This is a genomic window from Leptolyngbya sp. DQ-M1 (assembly GCF_039962505.1).
Lineage (GTDB): Bacteria > Cyanobacteriota > Cyanobacteriia > Leptolyngbyales > Leptolyngbyaceae > Leptolyngbya.
The window spans coordinates 826,485-846,960 of sequence record NZ_JAMPLJ010000001.1; the positions used below are offsets into that span (position 1 = coordinate 826,485).

The following is a 20,476-nucleotide window of genomic DNA, read 5'->3' on the forward strand; positions in this document are numbered from 1 at the left end:
CAGCGATCGCACTTCACAAGCACGATCGCATCTTTTCTTAAACTCGTGCCAGCGTAACCCGTTCGACTTGATCTTGATATTTGCCGCGTCGATCGTTGTAACTCACAGCACAAGGCGCACCCTCAAGGAACAATAACTGCACAATCCCTTCATTGGCATAAATCCGGCAATCTGCACTCGATGAATTCGAGAACTCTAATGTTAAATGTCCTCTCCAACCTGCTTCTGCCGGAGTCAAGTTTGCAATCAGTCCAATCCGCGCATAAGTGGATTTTCCGATACAAATCACTGTCACGTTATCCGGCACTTCCAATCGTTCCAATGCAACGCCTAATCCATAGGAATGAGCAGGCAGAATAAAGAAGCTACCATTATCATCTTGATGTAACGGTGCAGGCTCTAAGTTCGCATCGCTAAAATTCTTCGGATCAACAACCGTGCCAGGAATATGTCTAAAAATCCGAAACTCAGACGGAGACAGGCGCAAATCATAGCCGTAGCTGCTTAACCCATACGAAATCACAGGCAGTCCATGAATTCGTCGTACAAGCTGAGGTTCAAACGGCGCAATCATGCCTTCCTGCGCCATTTGCGTAATCCAGGTATCGTTCTTGATCATGATGCTAGTGTTTTAGGGTTGATGAGTGCGACGCAGTTCCGTAATTTGATCCGCTACATCTAAAAGCGCGTCGGGCATCTCAGGCCCTGTCAAAATCACATCGACATGACGCGGACGAGTTCGCAAGAAATCTAGCACTTCCGCCTCCGGAATAAACCCGAAGCGAAGCGCCAAACTCAACTCATCCAGCACCACAAGATCGTAGCGATTTTGCTCGACGACCCGCCGCGTATGTTGCCAGAGCTCTAACAACGATCGTGCTTCTTCCTCGCTAATCTGCGGTGAATCAATGCAGCGTGGCATATTGCACCGAATCCAATCGAGATTTTGGCTAAGCTGCATCGGTCGATCGTAGCCCTGCCCGATGCCCCCTTTGAGAAACTGCACCACTAGAACTGGGGTTCCCTGTCCTGCAATCCGCATCGCCTGCGCCATCACACCTGTAAAAAAATTGCGATGAAACGAAGTAAACACCTGCACCAATCCTTCCACACTCAGATTGCGCGCCAGAGTTCTTGAATGTGGAGCATCAAACACAGGTGTTTCAACTTGCGAAACCATAGGACTGTCTCAACTGGGGCAATTTACTGTTTTAGATTTAGATGTAGCGTCTCTGTTCGAGCCGCTTCACTATAAAACACCAGATATAGCAAAGCGTCAAGATCATTTTGGTGAATCGATCGCACCGCCGCCTTTGGCCAGAAAATGACTTTTCCCTGATGCCAATACCATACAGAAAAATCAATTAGAAGTACAGACGTTCTGAAAAGAAAATTACAGCCCTTGGTTGAGAGCGCTTCCTGTCCCTCGAAACATCAGCCACGACAAAAAGAAATTCACAATAAAAATTGCTAACAGTGAAGTGACAACCGCCGTTGTCGTCGATTGTCCAACCCCTTTCGCGCCGCCTGTGGTCGTTAGTCCCCAACTCGACCCAATGATCGCAATCATTGACCCAAACACCAACCCCTTGATCGGTGAGCTACAAATATCCCAAACGCTGAGGAAATTCTTGGCTGAATTGAGAAAGATCGTATTCGAGATGCCATACAGTGAATTCGCCACTACCATTCCGCCTGCCATGCCCGTCACCAGCGAGAGTAGCGTCAAAATCGGCAACATCACGCAGCAAGCAATCACGCGGGGGATAACGAGATAGTCGATCGGGTCAGTTCTGAGCATATAAAGCGCATCAATCTGCTCCGTGACTTTCATCGTCCCAATTTCAGCCGCAAACGCTGACCCAACCCGACCCGCCAAAATTACGGCGGTTAATACCGGAGCAAGTTCTCGCGATAGCGAAATTGCCAACACTCCCCCAACCGCTGTTCCCGCACCGAGGTTAATGAACTCACGCGCCACTTGAATCGTGAACACGGCTCCCACAAACATTGCTGTGATCAATGCAATCAGCAGCGATTCTGGTCCAACGGCTGCCATCTGATCAACCGTATTGCGACGATTGATCTTGCCCAACAGTAGATGTACGATGACCTGCCCTCCTAAGAAGATGGCGGCAATTAAACGGCGGCTCCACGCTCCGAGAGCAGAGGGTTGGTGAGGCGATTCAGTCAAAGGGATACTACCTGTTTCAAACTCGGCATTAAGCATATCAAATTCGTTTATAACTGAGTTTGACTGGCTTATCGTAAAATCTTCCGTTAATTGTTAAGAGGACTCTGCATGGTGGGAAAGCACCTTCAGCCTACAAGTTTCATCGTTCAGCCCGACGATGACCGTTCGATCGATTATCACTACCATGCTCCAGGCACAATCCCCGGCACGCTGACTATTCCCAAAAATGCGGAGCCTCCCGTTATTGTCTTGATCGACTACAGCAACGACAAAAGCGTCCGGCTCCAGATCGAAGAGCCAGAACAATGTGCGCCTTATCTCGATACAGAGTCGGTTTCCTGGGTGGATGTGAAGGGATTAGGCAGCGAAGATATTCTCCTGAGGTTGGGGCGCGTTTTTAGTCTACATCCGCTGGTTTTAGAGGATGTGGTGAATGTGCCACAGCGCCCGAAGGTTGAGGAGTACGAAGATCAGATTTTGATCGTCACTCGCATGGTTGTTTTGAAAAAATCAGGTTCAGGGTTTCACTCAGAGCAAGTGAGCTTTATTTTGGGCAAACACTATTTGCTGACGGTGCAGGAAGAACCGGAGCATGATTGTTTTGAGATGGTGCGCGATCGCATTCGGGCAGCAAAGGGCACGATCTGTAAGCGCAAGGCTGACTATCTTGCCTATGCGCTCCTCGATGCCATTATCGATAGCTTCTTTCCCATTCTTGAAGTTTACGGTGAAGAAATCGAAGCCCTCGAAGATGAGGTAGTTTCCAGCCCCACCCGCCAAACTTTAGAAAAGATTCATGGTATTAAGCGAGAATTGCTCACGCTACGCCGATCGATTTGGCCTCTGCGCGATGCCATCAATTCTCTGGTTCGTGATAGTAGCTCTGAGTTAATCAGCGACGATGTGAAAATTTACCTGCGTGATTGCTACGATCACACGGTTCAAGTTCTCGACATGGTGGAAACCTATCGAGAATTAGCGTCTAGCTTGATGGATGTGTATCTCTCGTCGGTGAGCAATCGCATGAACGAGATTATGAAGGTGTTAACGGTGATTTCAACCATCTTTATTCCGCTCACCTTTGTCGCTGGAATTTACGGAATGAATTTCAATACTGAAACATCACCGTTTAATATGCCAGAACTGAATTGGTATTGGGGATATCCGCTTTGTCTAGCGGTGATGATTGCGATCGCGCTTGGCTTGGTCTATTTTTTCAAGCGCAAAGGCTGGTTTGAGGACTTCTCCACGACCGTTAAAAAATAAGAAGGGCAGAGCGCTACCCTTCTTGTGATGATTAGTTCTTTTTCAACCGCCGCAGTTCTTCTTGCAGATCTGCCACTTGTTGACGCATATCATCTACTGCAGTTTGCGTCGGTGCTGGCTCTTCATCGTCTAAAATCTCAATCTTGCGCGGCTCCGTGGGACGCTGTTCGGGGACGGAAGCAGTCGGAGCCGATTGCTGTGCCCGCTTGACCATTTCATCGACAAATCGCCGCGCTTCGTCTGCGTTCATCTCACCGCGATCGACCATTTCATCTGCGACTTTCTGCACCTGTACTCGCAACTCGGAAAGCTTCTCGCCTGCCTTTTCCCCGGCATAAGAGGCAACTCCGATGCCCAGATACATTGCTTTTTGAACTAAATCTCCTAAACCCATAAAACTTGCGCTCCTGGTACTCATTTCCTCCAAGATACGCAGAATTCTAATCGGTTGCCTAGTGCGATACTTCCCGCCTGCGGTGTAGAAAACCGACCCTTTGAACTCTAAAACGCTTTAAAACAAAGGAGACCCGGAGACTACGCCTATCATAAGCATCCCGTATTGCTGCTGCCTTCCGGCCCTGACAAGATTTGGGCGTTACGATCGCGTAGATCCGAGTCGCTTTCTAGCATAGCACTCTCTACGATCGTCTGCTGACAATTTCTTGGTTTATTCGACGACAACTTTCCATTCATAGAGCTTGTAATCGACGCAGTGATTGCGAATCAGCGGATCTTCTTTGACGATTTTTTCGGCTTCGTCCATCGAGTTCGCCTTAAACATCAACATTCCACCCCCAAAACAGCCCCAGTATCCGCTTTTCGCTTCGTACCCTTTGGCGATCAAATCTTTGACAAATGCTTTGTGGGCTGGAACATACTGATCGAAGGTTGCTTTGTCTACAATTCCTTTTTCAATTTTGACGAACCACGGCATTGACCCATTTCCTCTTTATCAACGGAGACTTATGCTGTAGCGTAAATGGATTATTACAGCACCTGAGTAAAGTTTGACAGGATTTAAGGGGCGTGAGTCAGATTTTTAACATTGTATGAACACAGAGTCACTTTTCTTTATCGCGCTACTTCCCACATTAGAGATTCAACAGTATGCCAATGAAGTTAAATCGTATTTTGATCAGCATTATGCGAGTCGCCACGCATTCAAATCACCGCCGCACATTACGCTACAACCTCCGTTTCGATGGCAGCACGATCGCTTCCCAATCCTGAATGAATCGATCGCAACCTTTGGCCGATCTCACGCTGCCATCCCAATCACCCTCAATGGATTTGGAGCTTTTCCGCCGCGCGTCATTTACATCAACGTCGAGCGAACCGAGGCACTCCGGACACTTCATCGGGAATTCATTGAGCATCTAGAAACGTCGATCGCGCTGGTTGATCCGAAAGAAAAATCTCGCCCGTATGCCCCTCATATGACAGTTGCATTTCGGGATTTAACCAAGCAGAATTTTAAGCTGGCGTGGCAAGAATTTAAGGAGCGATCGCTCCATTTCGAGTTCACAGCATCCCATCTCACGCTGCTAAAACACGAGGGGCAGCGCTGGCAAATTCATGCCAAGTACCCTTTGAAAGAGGAGGAATAATCATGCAGCAATTAAACAAAACACAGTTTTATCAATGGAATCAGTTTCGGTGTGCGTATGATTTTCACGAAGGTCAGGGCGTTCCGTTGCTATTGATTCACCCGATTGGAGTTGGACTTTCACGGCAGTTTTGGAACCGATTCATTCAAACTTGGCAACCGAACCCGATCTACAATCCGGATCTACTTGGATGCGGTGAATCTGATATGCCGCGAATTGCTTATGCGCCGATCGATTGGGCGCGTCAACTGCAATACTTTTTGCAAACGGTGATCAAAACGCCTGCGATCGTCATTGCTCAAGGCGCATTGTCTCCGGTTGCGATCGACCTTGCCGCGATTGAGTCGGATTTAGTTAAAGCGATCGTTCTAAGCGGCTCTCCTGCGATGTCGCTGTTGAGCCGAGACACTTCAGAGCGATCGCATCGAATTGCCTGGAATGTGTTCGATTCTCCATTCGGAAATGGATTTTATCGCTATGCCCGTCGGACTGAATTTCTCAAGCGATTTTCGATTCGGCAATTGTTTGCTGATGAAGCTCAGGTTGATTCTGAATGGTTATCAATGTTGAAACAAGGTGCGGAAGATTTAGAAAGTCGTCATGCAGTGTTCGCCTTTTTATCGAGCTTTTGGCGGCAAGATTACACAGAAAGAATTGCGAAAATTCATCAGCCTGTTTTAGCAGTATTTGGGGATCAAGCTTCGAGTATTAGTCGCGAAGGGAAAGGGGAAAAGGTGAGCGATCGACTAGATGATTATTTAGAAAAATTTCCCAATGCTAAGGGAGTAATCATTCCTGGTCGAAATGTTTTGCCTTACGAATCAACAAAGGAATTTGTGGAGAGTATTGAGGGGTTTGTGCGATCGAATACCTAAGTGTTGAGAGCTAAGTAACAATAGAGCAGAGATGCAGGAGACAAGATCATGTCAACTGAATTAAAAACTAGCCAAAAAAGTCTTTACGAAACCGATTTCGTTAAATGGGCTGAGACGACAGCAGAACAATTGCGAACTCAAAATTATGCTTGTGTCGATTGGCAAAACCTGCTCGAAGAAATCGAAGATATGTCCAGATGGGAGCGGAAAAGCCTGAAAAGCAATCTCATCGTGATTCTGCTCCATCTTCTGAAATGGCAATATCAACCAGAGTACCGGAGTGGCAGTTGGCGAGGCAGTATTCGCGAACATCGTCGGCGCGTGAACGATGACTTGAAAGATTCACCGAGCCTAGTTCCCTATCTTCAAGAAGTCTTTGCAGAATTCTATACGAATGCTCGTGAACAGGCAGCAGATGAAACAGGGTTTCCGTTGGAAGCTTTTCCCATGAATTGCCCTTATCTTCCTGAGCAGGTCATGAATTCTGAGTATCTGCCAGATTGAGAATTTTTGGATTGAACGCGATCGCACCACACATCAATGGCTCGGTCGATGCACGATCGTTTCAATTACCCGTTGTCGATCGCGAATTCCCACAATCCGCACGTAATTCTTCTGATTCTCATCTAAACAAGATTCCAACGCAGAAATTGCCGCCGCTCCATCCCCTTCAAACATTCCATAACAGTTCCAAGAATTCGTTCTAAACCGTCGAGCATCGACCACTTCAATTCCGAGCCGTTGTCCTTGTCCCAAAATGCGATTCACTTCGCTCACAATTTCAGGAGTCAATCGATTACTCGAAGGCTGACCGTTGTAACTGCTCACTCGAACAGGTTCTGCAACCGTTGCGCCATTATGAACAGGTTGCGGTGCAATCTTAATTTCACCGAGTCCACGATTGTGAACGGTTTGATTGTACTCCTCAACTAATCGCAATTCTTGAAGTCGTTTCTGTTCGCGTACCATTGCTGTTCCGACTTCGATTAGATGGGACAAACTGAAATCTGGTTTGCGGAATTCTGGTGGACGATCGTTACTGTTGACCACTCGCTGAGAAATGCGATCAATTCCCACGTCTTCAATTAAGCGACGAATTTGCTCATCGTAAAGCCGCGACCGCAGTGCGCCATAGAAATCGATCGCTTGATCCGGAAACTGATCGACTAATTTCTCAATGTCGCTCTTTGCAACCTGATCGACTTCAAAAATTCCGGCCACAATCCCAACCCGATCGGCGCGATCGGGTTCCCAGAAAAACTTATCCATCCGCCCATCGCGTGTCAATGGAGCGTACAACGTCGAGAAATCATTTCCGGTCAGAATAATTGGAATTCGCTGCGTCGGCTCAGAATCATAACTGCCCGGAAGCTGAACATTCGTCGGATTATCCGCAATATTCATCAGCGTTCCATGTACCAATTGCGTATTCACCGTGTACTGAGTGAACTGATCCACTCGTCCCGCACCCGCATCAAAATCATTAATCAGCAAAACCGCCATTTTGCCGCGCACTTTTACATATTCCCCTGCCTCTCGATACCGCAGTCGAATCAATCGCGCCGGATCACCCGCATCTGGACTTTCTAACTCTCCAGCCGACATATAAACGGCTTCGATTCCCATCCGCTCGAACACCAGATCGCACTGAAACGATTTCCCTTCGCCCTTGCGCCCGTGAATTCCCAGAATCAACGGTGCTTTCACATTCGGCAAGGATAGAAAATTCTTGGTGATGTGAACGGATAACTTATCGAGGAAGCGGGGAGAAATGTAGTAACTCATAATGGCTCACTAAAAATGGGGCAAGTCTAACTCACCCCAATTGTTAAAACTTTATAACATTAGATCCTACCGAACTTATGGCGAAATGTTTCGCGCAATTTGCGGAACTGATCGGGACACCGAAACGCCCATGTAAAGCTGATCCTGTTCTTCGAGATATCGCGCCACCGATTCATAAGCCTCTTGATTCATTGCGGTCTCTTGAGGCGAAAGGTGACTCACATAACCCATGACGTTGCCCATCACAAAGTAAACACCAACCAGTGCCGTGGCTGCCATCGAAACCAATGTGCCAGCCAGCATCAGAGAGAACTCTTTCTGCTCGATCGCTTCCTGCATGAGATGAAGCGCCCAAGCCACAAGAGCAATGACAATGAATAAGATTGTTATCACCATAGTTTACACATTGTAACAGACGCTCAGAAAAGAAGCTTCAATCTGAGCGCGATTGCAAAGAAAGATCCTTTAATCCTGGTGGTAGCAAATTCTTATCAGCCGCGACCGGAACACTCCTCTAAGTTCAGTCATTCTATGCGTGTCGCACGGGAACCTGGCGATCGCTTAAGTATGTCTTTATCTGCTCAACGCTTAACTGCCCGTAATGCAGCAACGATGCCAATAACGCAGCTTCCGCTTTCCCCTCGGTTAAGGCTTGATAAATATGTTCACAATTCCCCGCACCGCCAGAGGCAATCACCGGGATCTCAACTTGCTGGGCGATCGTACCTGTCAAGTCCAGGTCATACCCCGCTTGCGTTCCATCTGCGTCCATGCTGGTCACAAGTAATTCTCCTGCACCCCGCGCTGCGACTTCTTTCGCCCAAGCGATCGCATCGATTCCGGTATTCTCCCGACCGCCCCGCACATACACATCCCAACCTGGATTGGTGGGATCTTCCCGACGACGGGCATCGATCGCCACGACAATACACTGAACTCCGAAGCGATCGCTGGCTCGGTTAATCAAATCCGGATCACGCACCGCCGCCGAATTGATGCTGACCTTATCGGCTCCGGCTCTGAGGAGTTTCTTAATCGTGTCTAAATTTTGAATCCCGCCCCCGACCGTCAACGGAATAAACACCTGTTCCGCCGTCCGGTACACCACATCGTAAATAATGTCTCGATCTTCATGCGTTGCGGTGATGTCCAAAAACACAAGCTCATCCGCGCCCGCTTCGTTGTAAACCTGCGCGAGTTCCACCGGATCACCCGCATCCCGTAGATCTACAAAATTAACCCCTTTAACCACGCGCCCCGCTTTCACATCCAAACAGGGCAGAATTCGTTTTGCCAACATATCAAGTTACTTTCTGGTGGGAAAAGGATCGTAGCGCTAACTTGGAGCGGGAGTCTAGAGGAAATTGCTGCAAGTTCAGCCCATCCTACGCTGAACTAATCCTGCACGTATTCCCGATCGCTCAACAAACACTGCTCCGCCCTGACGAACTCGCGCCCCAAATAAGCAGCATGATCTAATCGAGAAACGCAGCAAGTTTCCGGCTTCTCAAACACCTCGATACACAGTTCCTTTGCAGTTCTGCCTTTAAAGGTCTTCGTCGGTCTGCGCTTTAGTTCACCACCGCAAGGGAGCGGCTCCCCCGTTTCGGGATCACACGCTAAACCCTTCTCGTTGATCGTGTTCGTGTAATGCTCTGCACAAATTAAACGCGAGGCACGATCGACATAAATAATAAAGTAGCCACTCGGATCGAGTTCAATGAATCGATTCGACAACTTATCATCAAAGGCAACTGGGTTGAAAACAGCTTGAGTCATGTCAGCAAAAATATGGATCTCCTGATCAATTCTAGATTTTGAAGTCGATCGTTTGTTGCTTAAAGGGCAATTCTTGATTAATTGCATCAATTTCTTGCTGTTCGAGATCGTTAATTTGATCAATGTGCGATCGCAAAATTTGAGACAGGCGACCGTTATAAAACCGATGCAAAGAATGGTTCGGAGTCGCCGGAAATCCGCGCCGCTTCTTGTGTCGTCCTCCTGCTCCCGGATCAAAAATTTGAATCCCGTTGTTGATCCCCCACTCGATCGGCGCGTAATAACACGCATCAAAATGCAAACAATCAATTTCCTGTTTACAGCCCCAATAGCGCCCGTATAAACGATCGCCCTTGCTTAAACAAAACGACATCCCGATCGGGTGGTCATTTCCTTCTGCAAATGCCGCAAAAAACACCACGCGATGCCGATATGTTGGATGAAGCTGCTCGAAGAATTTCTTGGTTAAATACTTACTGCCCCACCAGCCAAACTTATCGCACGTATCGCTGTAAAAGCTGTACATCTGCGAAAAGAGCGATCGAGGAATCTCATCCCCAGTCAGCGCTTTAAACGTCAATCCCGCATTCACTACGGCTTTACGCTCTCGTTTAATATTGCGGCGCTGATTGGCATTAAACGCATTCAAATAATCATCAAAGCTCTCATACCCCTGATTCGACCAGATAAAGTTATGGTGCATCCAGGAGCTAAATCCATGCCGCTCCATCACCGTCCGCCATTCGGGATCAACATAGAGAAAATTACAGCCAGAAATCCGATTGCGGGAGCAAAAATGATTGATCGCGCTCACCATCATTTCTGTGATCTCATCCTCATCTTCTCCGGGCGCAATCAAAAACCGATATCCTTCGGCTGGCGTAAACGGCGACATTCCCAACAGCTTCGGGTAATACTGCACCCCTAACCGTTCCGACAAATCCGCCCACTGATGATCAAACACAAACTCCCCGTAGCTGTGTCCCTTAATATAAAGGGGAGCCGCTGCAATTAGTTCGCGATCGCGCCACACCGTCAGATGATTCGGCATCCAGCCCGATCGAGCCGTTGTACTGCCAGAAGTCTCCATATTATGCAGCCAGTCCCACTCCAGAAACGGCGTTGAGAGCGGCATTGCCAACGCATCCCAAGCCGCCTGCGGCACTTCAGAAATTCGATTAATCCACGCGATCGAGGTACGGGGCTGGAGTTGTTCAACCATGACCAGACTTTAGAATGCTTCATACAGCGTAATAGATTTGCTCAAATCTGGCATAACGCTTTACTGCGTGGAACTTGTTCAATGCCTAGAGACTCGGAAGAAGGCGGATTTGATTGCAGTTCTCTCCACATCCCAGAAGAATTTTATTGAGAATGGCAAAAATCTTTTATCACCGTTAAAGTGAAGAAACGTTTTTCAGCGGAAATTCGTTCAAGATCATGACGCTGATCTTTCCCTTCTCTTTCGAGCGATTCCCCGATCGCGGTAAGCTTTGACTTGTGCGTCACTTTATATCATCGGTGCTGCTCTACTGTGCTGCTGCGTCTCTTACTCCGGTTATAAAGGGCTTATGGCGAAGTCATCCCAATCCTCATTCCGTCGCATCCTGCTGAGACGTTTGTTGCTGCTCAGCATTCCGGTGCTATTGACAGGTGAGGTTGTTGCGTACAAAAAAGCAAGAGCAGGACTGCTCGAAACGGCACGGCATAATCTCACCGCCAGCGCCTCTCGTAAAGCCGAAGCGCTACAAACCTCGATCGCCAGCTTGCGATCAAATCTTGCACTCGCTGCCACCTCTTCAGCGCTACAGCTTAATTCCGCGCAATCCACCTACGATTTTCTAGAGCAGCTTCGACGCTCTTCTCCGATCGCGCTTCAATGTGTCCAACTGATCAACGTGAGCGATGGAACCGTTAGATCCAGCACTTGTGGGAATCAGGCGATCGTTCAGTTTCCGTTTGATCCCTGGCAAAATTACTCCACACCCGCGAATATTGTCGATGTTAAACATATTCAGGTTGCTCTCGCGTCACCGGCGAAAACTGGAGAGCTATCCGTTGATCATCAGCTTAATTTAGTGGTGAGTGCGCCTGTAACGCTGAAATCAGAGAAGCAAGAGGGGCGGTATGCGCTGAGTGTCCAAGCATCTCTCTACTCAAAGCCGGAACCCGCGCTGAACGCGATGACCACGGGTTATACCATCGTGATTGACGATTCTGGAGTCATTTTGGCACACCCGATCGCCGAGCGCATCGGACGCAATATTCGCCAAGGAGCCAACGCAGAACAGCTTCAGCGTGCGTTTGAAACCGCGATCGCCAATAGCACGGTGGGCGATCGTGCCACCAATCAGCAAGAATCGCTTGATCCCGTTCTGTTTGAAGAGAGCGGTGCAGAATGGATGGCAGGCGGCAGCGCGATTCAGGTATCGCTGAAAAGCGGGGAATCTTCGACTTGGGTAGTGTTGGCAGCCACTTCAGTAGATAGCGCGCTCTACGGTTTGACAGACATCAAACAAGTGCTGGTCATCCTGACAGTAGGACTCTTAACGGCAATTTTGCTCGCCACGATCTACCTCACTCGTGATTTAGCGCTTCCGATCGAGCAGTTAAGCGAATACGCGCTGAAAATTCGGCAACGCTTCAACGGCGAACGCGCTCCCAAAAACTTTAAAGTGCGCGAACTCAACTATCTTGCAGAAGCGCTCGATAATATGGTCGAACGGCTAGAAGAGCGAGCCAGTGAGCTAGAAGCCGCATGGCAAGAGGCACAGTCTGCCAATCAGGTGAAAAGCGAGTTTCTAGCCACCACCTCTCACGAATTGCGGACACCGCTGAATGGAATCATCGGCTGTGTGCGATTAGTCCGTGAAGGATTGTGTGATAGCCGCGAAGAAGAACTAGAGTTTCTTCAGCAAGCCGATCGTTCGGCAATGCACCTGCTGCAAATCATTAACGATCTGCTTGATATTGCCAAAATCGAAGCGGGTAAAGCCGAACTGAATCTGCAACCGATCCAGATTCGCGAGTTGTGCCAAGACTGCCTCAAGATGGTGCAGCCGACCGCTGACCTGAAACGATTAAAGCTGATGCTGCATTTTAATGCCGATTGCGATCGCGTTCCCTTAGATGAATTGCGGGTGCGCCAGATGCTGCTGAATCTCTTATCGAATGCAGTGAAATTTACGCCCGAAGGGGGAACGGTTTCGCTGGTGGCGCGAATCGGCTACGGCTATCAACTCGTTCAGGATGTGCGCCCCGATCGCAGCCCGATTAATCAAGAAACCTCTTATCTTTGCCTGGAAGTCGAAGATTCTGGCATTGGCATTCCAAAAGATCGGTGGCACCTGCTATTTAGACCCTTCCAGCAGGTGGATTCATCCATGACTCGTAAGCACGAGGGGACTGGGTTAGGGCTTGCCCTGACGAAACGCTTGGCAGAAATGCACGGGGGAACGCTGTCGTTTTGGTCAGTCCCCGATAAGGGCAGTACATTTCGGATTTGGTTGCCGTGGGTAGCATCTAGTAGCGAAAAGCCTAAAAGTACGATCGATGAAAAGGTGAATGCTCCATGCAGTGAGTCGATCGGAGGATCGATCGAGCAGTCCGGCAGAAAGATTGAGGGGTTAGGAACCCGAAGCTAGGAATTTTGAAAGCCGGATGGTTGCTAGTTAGCGGCTCAGTGTTGATGGAACTCTTTCTATTATTTTTTTGAGCATTGTAAAACTCTATTGACTGCTTCCGTAACGGCAAACCGCGCAGGCGTAGTTTTCAACGAACAATAAATTAGAGGACTGTTTCATGCAATACCGCTATCTTTTAGTGGTGAGTGCGTTGTCGCTTGCCTTTCCGATGGCTGCCTCCGCCGCCGTTTACACTACACAAACCGGACAAACTCGCTTTGTGCTGGATGAAAGCAATGGGAAACCGATCGTTGAGTATGTAACTCGAATTCAGGGTAGAGACTGGATTGGGTCGGCGAATGTCTCCGGAGTCCCAGTGCCAGAAAGTGCCGTGTCGCGCTATCAGGGGACGTTTCGAGACATTCGCTCAGGAGGAGGAGCGGAGCAAGTCTGTACAGGCACGATCGACATTCTCAACAATCGCCCCAGTCAAACGTTTTCGGTCACTTGGAAAGTCACAGGCGGAAAAGCTTGTCCGGCGATCGGGCAGACCACGACGCTGAGGTTAGCCGATGCGCTGCCCCGTCCAGATGCGCGAGGAGACTTTACGCCTGCGATCGTCAATCAGTGGAATGGTGGCACCCAGTCTACCACTTGGCGCAGTTGGCGGGTTGTGTCAGCAGATGGCTTTCTCAACTGTCGCGCAACACCGAATGGTGCACTCAGAAAGACCTATAAAACTGGAACGCCGATTACTGCGTACCGCGATCGTTCTGGGCTGGCAATGACTACCTCAAATGGTGTGCCCTGGCTGAGAACGAGTGATAACTGCTTGGTGCGGGCAAACTCCCGATACATTCAGCCCACCAACTTGTTTTAGTGTGATTGTAGGTTAAGCAGGTAGGATCAGTGCGGCGATCGCTTCTAGATAAACGCGGCTGAATCCTTCTGCTGCACTTAGCGAGAATTGTTCGATCAATCCTTGATGCTGAGTTGAAACCGTACTTCCCCGCTTAATCACCACTCTCGTATCTTCAAAGATGTCCCGCGTCAGCATCATTTCAATGTCAGTGGGATCATTCAAAATCACCAGATTGCTATTGGTGTAGAACATTCCAGCGCGATCGAGAACTGATTCAGGATATTCAGCAATCAGCAAATCTAGCTTCGGATGCCGCAAGAGATTTTGAACATTGGTGTTGTAGTCTGAGTGCAATGGTTTTTCAGAGTGATTGATCAATACTCCATCTTGACAGACGGCTCCAATCGTCCAGTGCGGGTGATGCCGGAGAATGTAAGCGATCGCTTCTTGTAGTTCTGGAAGGGTGACGCGATTGAACGTAATGATCGGAATGCGACCACTATCCCCTGCATGAAAGAATGTTCTGAGAATATGAGTGGTGACATCAACACTTTGACCCACAGAGGGCTTCATGTGCATAAACACACCCGGAGCTGCATTAATCTCAATGATTGCAAAGTTGCCCTCTTTCCAAGAGCGACTCAAATCGCGAGTAATGATATCAATTCCTAAGCAAGTCAAGCGAAAATGTTGAGCGACATCTTGCGCTAAAACAATGTTATCCAGGTGAATGTTTGAAGTGGCATCGATGCTCAGCCCGCCTGAAGAAAGGTTGGCAACTTTGCGGAGATAAACCTCACGATCGCGCTCTAACACACTGTCTAATGAAAAGCCTTGCTCAGTTAAGTACCGCTCCATTGCATCATCAACTTTAATTTTTCCAAGCGGTGAAGTCGGAGTATCACTACGTTCACTAGAGCGATTCGCACGAGCGATAAGTTCTGAAATGGTTAATTTACCGTCTCCAATCACTGAAGCCGGACGGCGCTCAGTTGCGGCAACAAACTTACCATCTACACACAACAATCGAAAATCACTGCCCTCAATGCTCTGCTCAACAATGATTTCCACCGGATGCTCCGGTTCAACGGCATCTACTGCTCGATCGAAGGCGGCTTCTAAGTCTTCATCACTGCGAATATTTGCAGTAACACCAATGCCTTTATGTCCAACCACAGGCTTGACTGCAACCGGATAGCCTAGTCGATCGACTGCACTTTGAGCTTCTTTGAAGGTACTCACAATTCTTCCTTTGGGTACCGGAAAGCCTAGTGTACTCAAGAATGCTTTACAGTCATCTTTGCGCGTTGTGAAATCTGAATCAAGATGACTATCACCATCAAACGTAGTTGCAATCCCTCGAACGTGCTTACGACCATATCCATATTGCATCAAGCCTTCATCCCACAAATAGAAAGCGGGAATTCCCTGGGAATGCGCCGACTTCAGCAGTGCATAAACTGTAGGGCCGCCATAGGTCGATCGACGAAACTGTGCCTGTAGCACCTCAATATGATCACCAATCTCGAAATCTCGCCCTTGTGTAATCGCCTCAAACCAATCCCAGACTGAAAAGATAATTTCTCGACTGGTACGAGCGTGTAGCGTTTCGATCGCAATTCGATCGAACTTTGGATAAGCTTTCAGATTCCAATGCTGTAAATGCAGTTCCATCTCAAGCTGGCTCAGGTGGGCGACCGTTTGAGCGAATAAATCAGCATGAGATTTGAACGAGATCTCGTAGAAATGAGGATAGCGATCGCTGATAGCATTCACGTACTTTTCTAACGGTAGAACACTTTGATTTTCAGTTTGTGCAAAATCAAATATAGTCGCTGCCGTTGATAGATACGGATTTGCACCCATGTAATAGCGAATGTTGAAGATGTCAAACGCATCCGTCTTTCTTGCATTGACTCGGCTAACTTCAGACACGCGATCGAGCACCATAAGATTTCCGTTCATCTCTACGTTGAGACTGTACTTAAGTGAGCGGAACGATCGCGTCTACCTGTAGATATTTCTTCAACATCAGAAGACGTAGAACCCTGGCAGGGTGACAAACCCTACTCAAAATGATTACAACCAAACTAAGTTAAGATAAGGAAACATAGTATGACTATCTCTACAGATCATCTACGGGAAGAAGTTCATGCTTTAGCAGAAGAAGCGTTCCATCTGCACTTAATTTCAGGCTATGGCGATGGCGAATATGAAGGCGAGTATCAAATTGTTTATAAAGGTAAACCGAGACATTTGCCGTTAGAACGCGCCAAAGCATTTTTAATCAACTTAATGCAGCCGGAAATGACGAGCTTTAATCAATTCCGACTGGGGTTGATGTTGATGATGGAAAGCTACCGTCGGCGATCGAATGAGTCTCGACCACAATAGTTCAGCCTCAAAAGTTCAGCCTCAAAAGTTCAGTCTCAAAAAGTTCAGTCTCAGAACTGAGCTTAAGTGTATCTAAATCTACCATTTGGTTGTGATGGCGTTTTGCCTGGATGTGCTTGAGTTGAGTTAATTGATATTGCGACTGGAGCATAGTTATGGTGAGTCAGGTTGACACTCAAGCCCAAGAGAGCGTAGCACTGCCAGAAACACATGGAGAACTTGTGATTATTGGGGGTGCAGAAGACAAAGAAGGAGAATGTAAGATTCTGCGGGAATTTGTGCGCCGTGCGGGCGGGCTTCAGTCACGCATTGTAGTGATGACGGTTGCAACCGGATTACCGGGCGAAGTTGGAGAACAATATATTGGAATTTTTCGCCGCTTGGGCGCGGAAGATGTCAGAGTGGTCGATACTGCACACCGTGATGATGCCGGTGATCCAAAAGCGATCGAGGATGTTACCCAAGCGACCGGAATCTTTTTTACCGGAGGCAATCAAGCCCGGATTACAGAATGCCTCAAAGATACAGAACTCGAAGCAATGCTACACAAACGCTTCTCCGAAGGTGCTGTGATCGCGGGAACCAGCGCAGGTGCAGCAATGATGCCCGATATGATGATTGTGGTCGGTGAAGGTGAAACCAATCCACGACGCGAAGTGGCTGAGATGGATCGCGGCATGGGATTTTTGCCGAATGTGGTGATTGATCAACACTTCGCACAGCGCGGACGTTTAGGACGATTGCTTTCCGCTTTGGCGCAACAGCCTGCCAGTCTGGGCTTTGGAATTGATGAAAATACTGCGATCGTCGTCAACGGCAAGATTGTAGAAGTGATCGGCGAGGGTGCAGTGACGATCGTCGATGAATCTACGGTGGTACACAATAACATTGAAGCATTGTTACCGGACGAGGATTTAGCGTTTTGTGGTGCAACGCTTCATGTGCTGCCGAGTGGCTACAAATTCGATTTGGAGAAGCGATCGCCCATCTTTAATTAATCTATCTTTAGTTAACTACAAAGTGTCTATGGTGTTTGCCAAGCAATCTTTTTCAAAGTTTGGTAAACGCCCGATCGTCCTGGATTAGTATCTTTTTTCGATCTGATGTTAAAGAATTGCTGAAGATTAAAAACCTGCCTGGAAAAGGCTGTAATTCTGGATGACAGCATGATCAAACAGTTTGACACTTAACAACTTAATGTGAGTCTTGAACAGTTAGCGATCGCTCATGGCTGTCAATCAAACGCATCGAATCTTATGCTTACCTTGCTTGTTAAAAACATCCATACCTTAGTCACAATGGATGAAACCCGACGGGAAATTCGCAATGCAGCAATGCTCATTCGAGACAATGTAATCGAGCAAGTTGGAGCCACAGCAGAACTATCGCAAACCGCCGATGAAGTATTAGACCTGAGCGATCGAGCTGTGGTGCTTCCCGGTCTTGTCAACACACATCACCACTTCTATCAAACGCTCACCCGTGCTGTTCCCGCCGCTCAGAACTGTGACTTGTTCAAATGGCTGCAAACTCTTTACCCAATCTGGGCAAAGCTCACTCCAAGAGCCGTGTATATCAGCGCTCAGATGGCAGCCGTTGAGTTAATTCGATCGGGCTGTACAACCGCAAGCGATCATCTCTATATCTATCCGAATGGTAGTACGCTTGATGATGAAATTCAGGGAGTGCAAGCGGTTGGGCTGCGGTTTCATGCCAGTCGGGGCAGCATGAGCGTGGGGGAAAGTCAGGGAGGACTGCCGCCAGATTCGGTAGTAGAAAAAGAAACAGATATTTTGAAAGATAGCCAACGATTGATCGAGCAATATCATGACAACGATCGTCATGCAATGTTACGGATTACGCTTGCACCCTGTTCTCCGTTCTCTGTAACGCAAGACTTAATGCGAGAATCGGCAGCAATGGCACGATCGTACTCCGGTGTTCGATTACATACTCACTTGGCTGAGAACAACTCTGATGTTGAGTACAGCTTAGCGACCTTTGGTATGACCCCCGGAGACTATGCAGCCTCAGTGGGTTGGATTGGTTCTGATGTGTGGCACGCGCATTGTGTGCAGCTAGACGATAAAGCGATTCAACAGTTTGGCAAAACTGGAACCGGAGTGGCGCATTGTCCTTGTAGTAATATGCGACTTGCAAGCGGGCTGGCTCCGATTCGTAAGATGCTTCATCATAATGTTCCCGTGGGCTTAGGGGTTGATGGCTCCGCCTCAAATGACACCTCGAATCTCTTGAATGAAGCCCGGACTGCATTTTTAATGGCGCGAGTCCGAGAGTTAGATGCTGCTGCAATGACGGCACGGGAGGCGCTAGAACTGGCAACGCTTGGAGGCGCAAAGGTTTTAGGGCGTGACGACATTGGTTATCTAGCACCGGGAATGTCAGCCGATTTCATTGCCATCAATCTCGATCGACCGGAGTTTGCAGGGGCGCTTCACGATCCAGTAGCAGCACTGATTTTCTGCCAGGTCAATACTGTAGACTATAGTTTTATCAATGGTCGAAAGATTGTTGATCAAGGACAAATCACTACGATTGATCTTCCGACTTTGATCGAGGAACACAATCGATTAGCACATCAGCTAATCTACCTGTAGAAAGAACCAAAGTTACACTACTGACATCAGGATTAAATCTCTTATTATTTCAGGGAGTCACAACGTTTGAAGATGCGATCGTTGTTGCAACCGTTGATGCTGATTTGATCCAAGCTGCACCCAATGGAACTTTAACGCGCTGGGTTAATACCGATTTTCTCTACCCATCGGGGAACTACCAGCAGGCAATATGTTCAACGCTTTTACTGCCACATTCACAGGCTTCGGGTTTGGATGCGACCCATTCACGGCTGCATTCACTGCAACAAAACCAAGCCGCATTGATCAAGACTCTCAACGCGCTCGACGGTAATGAGTCGGAAACTGGTCAACCTTCTAGATTGGCTTTGTTCTGATCTACCTTCGCAGCGCCTGTGATGTGCCGTCGAATTGAATTACCCTTTTAGGAATGAGACAGAGACATCTACAATCTGAGAGAACAGAAGCGAGATTCCAATCCCACAAACTACAAACCCCATCGATCGTAAGCTGTCGAAAAATTGCGGTTGTCCAGAGCGTGCCAGCAACGCTTTGCCTAGTCTAAAGGCGATCGCCGCGATACCCAACTGAATGCCAGTGAAACCTAATAAATATGCGAATACGGCAGTCATCTGTGCCCCCACGATCGCTTCGCCGTAAGCATATCCATGACACACGCCCGCGATCGCACTCAGGACAGTGATTGCTTTCAAATCGTTCTTTTGAGTCAGCAGAAAGCCAAATAGCAGGATTGTTCCGGAGATCAATAGTTCAATTCCTGCAAAATTGAAACCGAGAAGATGTAACCCGGTTCCGCCCATCGCAGACCCCATAAAAGCGAATAGGATTGCCGCTCCTTGTCGTTTTACGGCTGCTAATAACCCGATCGTCACGATAAAAGCAAAGTGATCGACACCAATCAAGGGATGTGCTAATCCTGACAAAAATCCTTCCCAGAAGTTACTCGGCGTTTTCCCGTCCATTGGATGATGCGCCATTGCTGGAGAAGTCATGAGCAGCACACTCATGGCGCTTAGAACAATGAACCCTTTTGTCTGAATACTTTGGTTGAAAGCAGTGAATCGAGAAGCCTTACAGTGTTGAATCATTCATCCCTCACAGATCATGCGTGTTGTTTAACGGAAGAACTAGAAGCAATCTTTTACCAATTCAGTCGTTCGTTGCTCTAGCTCTTCTAGCGAAATTAAATTCGTGTCCAACGCTAGTCGCTCTAGTGCCAACAACCAACGCTGGTAATAATCCCAGTCTGGATCATCCTTACAATGCGTGGCTTCCCACTCTGCGATCGACGCGATTAATTGCTGGCGAAACTCTTCCCACTCGTAGTGACCTTTCTTCGAGAGCGCGATCGCCATGCCAAAAGCGCGGCCTTCCCAATGCCTTTCAAATAGCAGTTCTCCGTTATTTCGAGGGGGTGCATTCGGATCAACCAGCATACTGGCTGCCGCGAACTGTTCAAACTTGACGTGCATC

22 protein-coding genes, 1 other RNA gene and 1 pseudogene are annotated in these 20,476 nt (G+C 48.1%); 9 read left to right on the forward strand and 15 right to left on the reverse strand.

Translation table 11 applies throughout. The annotated features are described in order from the left end of the window. Positions 1–37 precede the first annotated feature (37 nt). The 3 genes from dcd to NC981_RS04005 form a co-directional block, all read right to left on the reverse strand. Entirely contained in the window at positions 38–619 is a 582-nt protein-coding gene (gene dcd / locus NC981_RS03995) for a dCTP deaminase (RefSeq protein ID WP_190378639.1), read from the reverse strand. A gap of 12 nt (positions 620–631) precedes the next feature. After that, positions 632–1,180: a P-loop NTPase family protein gene (locus NC981_RS04000; protein ID WP_348241614.1), complete on the reverse strand. Its 549-nt coding sequence runs from the start codon at positions 1,178–1,180 to the stop codon at positions 632–634. Positions 1,181–1,393: 213 nt separating this feature from the next. Continuing rightward, the gene (locus tag NC981_RS04005) at positions 1,394–2,194 is read right to left on the reverse strand and encodes an MlaE family lipid ABC transporter permease subunit (protein WP_348241615.1); all 801 of its coding nucleotides are present in this window, start codon (positions 2,192–2,194) and stop codon (positions 1,394–1,396) included. Positions 2,195–2,302: 108 nt separating this feature from the next. Here NC981_RS04005 and corA point away from each other — a divergent pair, with 108 nt between their 5' ends. Continuing rightward, entirely contained in the window at positions 2,303–3,460 is a 1,158-nt protein-coding gene (gene corA / locus NC981_RS04010; protein ID WP_348241616.1) for a magnesium/cobalt transporter CorA, read from the forward strand. 31 nt (positions 3,461–3,491) lie between these two features. Here corA and NC981_RS04015 read toward each other — a convergent pair whose 3' ends face one another. The 3 genes from NC981_RS04015 to NC981_RS04025 all read right to left on the reverse strand — a co-directional run bounded on the left by NC981_RS04015 (position 3,492) and on the right by NC981_RS04025 (position 4,394). Further along, positions 3,492–3,854 carry a hypothetical protein gene (locus NC981_RS04015; protein ID WP_348241617.1) on the reverse strand — a complete coding sequence of 121 codons (363 nt, stop codon included), beginning with the start codon at positions 3,852–3,854 and terminating at the stop codon, positions 3,492–3,494. A 127-nt stretch (positions 3,855–3,981) separates the two neighbouring features. Next, an RNA gene (ffs, locus tag NC981_RS04020) (signal recognition particle sRNA small type) lies at positions 3,982–4,078 on the reverse strand. A 49-nt stretch (positions 4,079–4,127) separates the two neighbouring features. Then, positions 4,128–4,394, reverse strand: a complete 267-nt coding sequence (locus NC981_RS04025) for a hypothetical protein (protein ID WP_348241618.1) — start codon at positions 4,392–4,394, stop codon at positions 4,128–4,130. A gap of 115 nt (positions 4,395–4,509) precedes the next feature. On the opposite strand from NC981_RS04025, the gene NC981_RS04030 reads away from it, so the two are divergent. Genes NC981_RS04030 through NC981_RS04040 form a run of 3 tightly spaced genes read left to right on the forward strand, consistent with a single transcriptional unit; the run spans position 4,510 to position 6,446 of the window. After that, a complete protein-coding gene (locus NC981_RS04030) occupies positions 4,510–5,067 on the forward strand; it encodes a 2'-5' RNA ligase family protein (RefSeq protein WP_348241619.1) in 558 nt (185 codons plus the stop codon). Between the two features lie 2 nt (positions 5,068–5,069). After that, complete coding sequence (locus NC981_RS04035; RefSeq protein ID WP_348241620.1) at positions 5,070–5,942, forward strand: alpha/beta fold hydrolase; 873 nt, start codon at positions 5,070–5,072, stop codon at positions 5,940–5,942. Between the two features lie 48 nt (positions 5,943–5,990). Then, positions 5,991–6,446: a DUF29 domain-containing protein gene (locus tag NC981_RS04040; protein WP_348241621.1), complete on the forward strand. Its 456-nt coding sequence runs from the start codon at positions 5,991–5,993 to the stop codon at positions 6,444–6,446. 33 nt (positions 6,447–6,479) lie between these two features. Here the strand turns inward: NC981_RS04040 and NC981_RS04045 are convergent, their stop codons facing one another. The 5 genes from NC981_RS04045 to NC981_RS04065 all read right to left on the reverse strand — a co-directional run bounded on the left by NC981_RS04045 (position 6,480) and on the right by NC981_RS04065 (position 10,728). Then, positions 6,480–7,727, reverse strand: a complete 1,248-nt coding sequence (locus NC981_RS04045) for an AAA family ATPase (protein WP_348241622.1) — start codon at positions 7,725–7,727, stop codon at positions 6,480–6,482. A gap of 75 nt (positions 7,728–7,802) precedes the next feature. Continuing rightward, the gene (locus NC981_RS04050; protein ID WP_348241623.1) at positions 7,803–8,123 is read right to left on the reverse strand and encodes a hypothetical protein; all 321 of its coding nucleotides are present in this window, start codon (positions 8,121–8,123) and stop codon (positions 7,803–7,805) included. A 133-nt stretch (positions 8,124–8,256) separates the two neighbouring features. Continuing rightward, positions 8,257–9,027, reverse strand: coding sequence for an imidazole glycerol phosphate synthase subunit HisF (hisF, locus tag NC981_RS04055; RefSeq protein ID WP_348241624.1), 771 nt, complete (start codon positions 9,025–9,027; stop codon positions 8,257–8,259). Between the two features lie 95 nt (positions 9,028–9,122). Further along, positions 9,123–9,506: a DUF4346 domain-containing protein gene (locus NC981_RS04060; RefSeq protein ID WP_348241625.1), complete on the reverse strand. Its 384-nt coding sequence runs from the start codon at positions 9,504–9,506 to the stop codon at positions 9,123–9,125. 31 nt (positions 9,507–9,537) lie between these two features. Beyond that, positions 9,538–10,728 (reverse strand): GNAT family N-acetyltransferase, encoded by a 1,191-nt coding sequence (locus tag NC981_RS04065; protein ID WP_348241626.1) that lies wholly within the window; start codon positions 10,726–10,728, stop codon positions 9,538–9,540. 349 nt (positions 10,729–11,077) lie between these two features. Between NC981_RS04065 and NC981_RS04070 the strand changes: the two genes are divergently transcribed. Together NC981_RS04070 and NC981_RS04075 are read left to right on the forward strand one after the other, a co-directional pair. Continuing rightward, the gene (locus tag NC981_RS04070; RefSeq protein ID WP_348241627.1) at positions 11,078–13,150 is read left to right on the forward strand and encodes a sensor histidine kinase; all 2,073 of its coding nucleotides are present in this window, start codon (positions 11,078–11,080) and stop codon (positions 13,148–13,150) included. A 157-nt stretch (positions 13,151–13,307) separates the two neighbouring features. After that, the gene (locus NC981_RS04075) at positions 13,308–14,009 is read left to right on the forward strand and encodes a hypothetical protein (RefSeq protein WP_348241628.1); all 702 of its coding nucleotides are present in this window, start codon (positions 13,308–13,310) and stop codon (positions 14,007–14,009) included. Between the two features lie 12 nt (positions 14,010–14,021). Here NC981_RS04075 and NC981_RS04080 read toward each other — a convergent pair whose 3' ends face one another. Further along, complete coding sequence (locus tag NC981_RS04080; protein WP_348242041.1) at positions 14,022–15,941, reverse strand: acetate--CoA ligase family protein; 1,920 nt, start codon at positions 15,939–15,941, stop codon at positions 14,022–14,024. A 165-nt stretch (positions 15,942–16,106) separates the two neighbouring features. Here NC981_RS04080 and NC981_RS04085 point away from each other — a divergent pair. The 3 genes and pseudogenes from NC981_RS04085 to NC981_RS04095 all read left to right on the forward strand — a co-directional run. Further along, a pseudogene (locus NC981_RS04085) lies at positions 16,107–16,289 on the forward strand (hypothetical protein); the annotation flags it as partial. A gap of 251 nt (positions 16,290–16,540) precedes the next feature. Further along, entirely contained in the window at positions 16,541–17,383 is an 843-nt protein-coding gene (locus NC981_RS04090; protein WP_348241629.1) for a cyanophycinase, read from the forward strand. Positions 17,384–17,641: 258 nt separating this feature from the next. Further along, a complete protein-coding gene (locus NC981_RS04095) occupies positions 17,642–19,003 on the forward strand; it encodes an 8-oxoguanine deaminase (protein ID WP_348241630.1) in 1,362 nt (453 codons plus the stop codon). Positions 19,004–19,147: 144 nt separating this feature from the next. Here NC981_RS04095 and NC981_RS04100 read toward each other — a convergent pair whose 3' ends face one another. From NC981_RS04100 to NC981_RS04110, 3 genes are all read right to left on the reverse strand, one after another. Continuing rightward, on the reverse strand, positions 19,148–19,285 hold the full coding sequence (locus tag NC981_RS04100; RefSeq protein WP_348241631.1) for a hypothetical protein: 138 nt from the start codon (positions 19,283–19,285) through the stop codon (positions 19,148–19,150). A gap of 113 nt (positions 19,286–19,398) precedes the next feature. Continuing rightward, positions 19,399–20,010, reverse strand: coding sequence for a HupE/UreJ family protein (locus tag NC981_RS04105; RefSeq protein WP_348241632.1), 612 nt, complete (start codon positions 20,008–20,010; stop codon positions 19,399–19,401). Positions 20,011–20,130: 120 nt separating this feature from the next. Beyond that, positions 20,131–20,475, reverse strand: a complete 345-nt coding sequence (locus NC981_RS04110; RefSeq protein ID WP_190378782.1) for a nitrile hydratase accessory protein — start codon at positions 20,473–20,475, stop codon at positions 20,131–20,133. Between the last annotated feature and the right edge of the window lies 1 nt (position 20,476).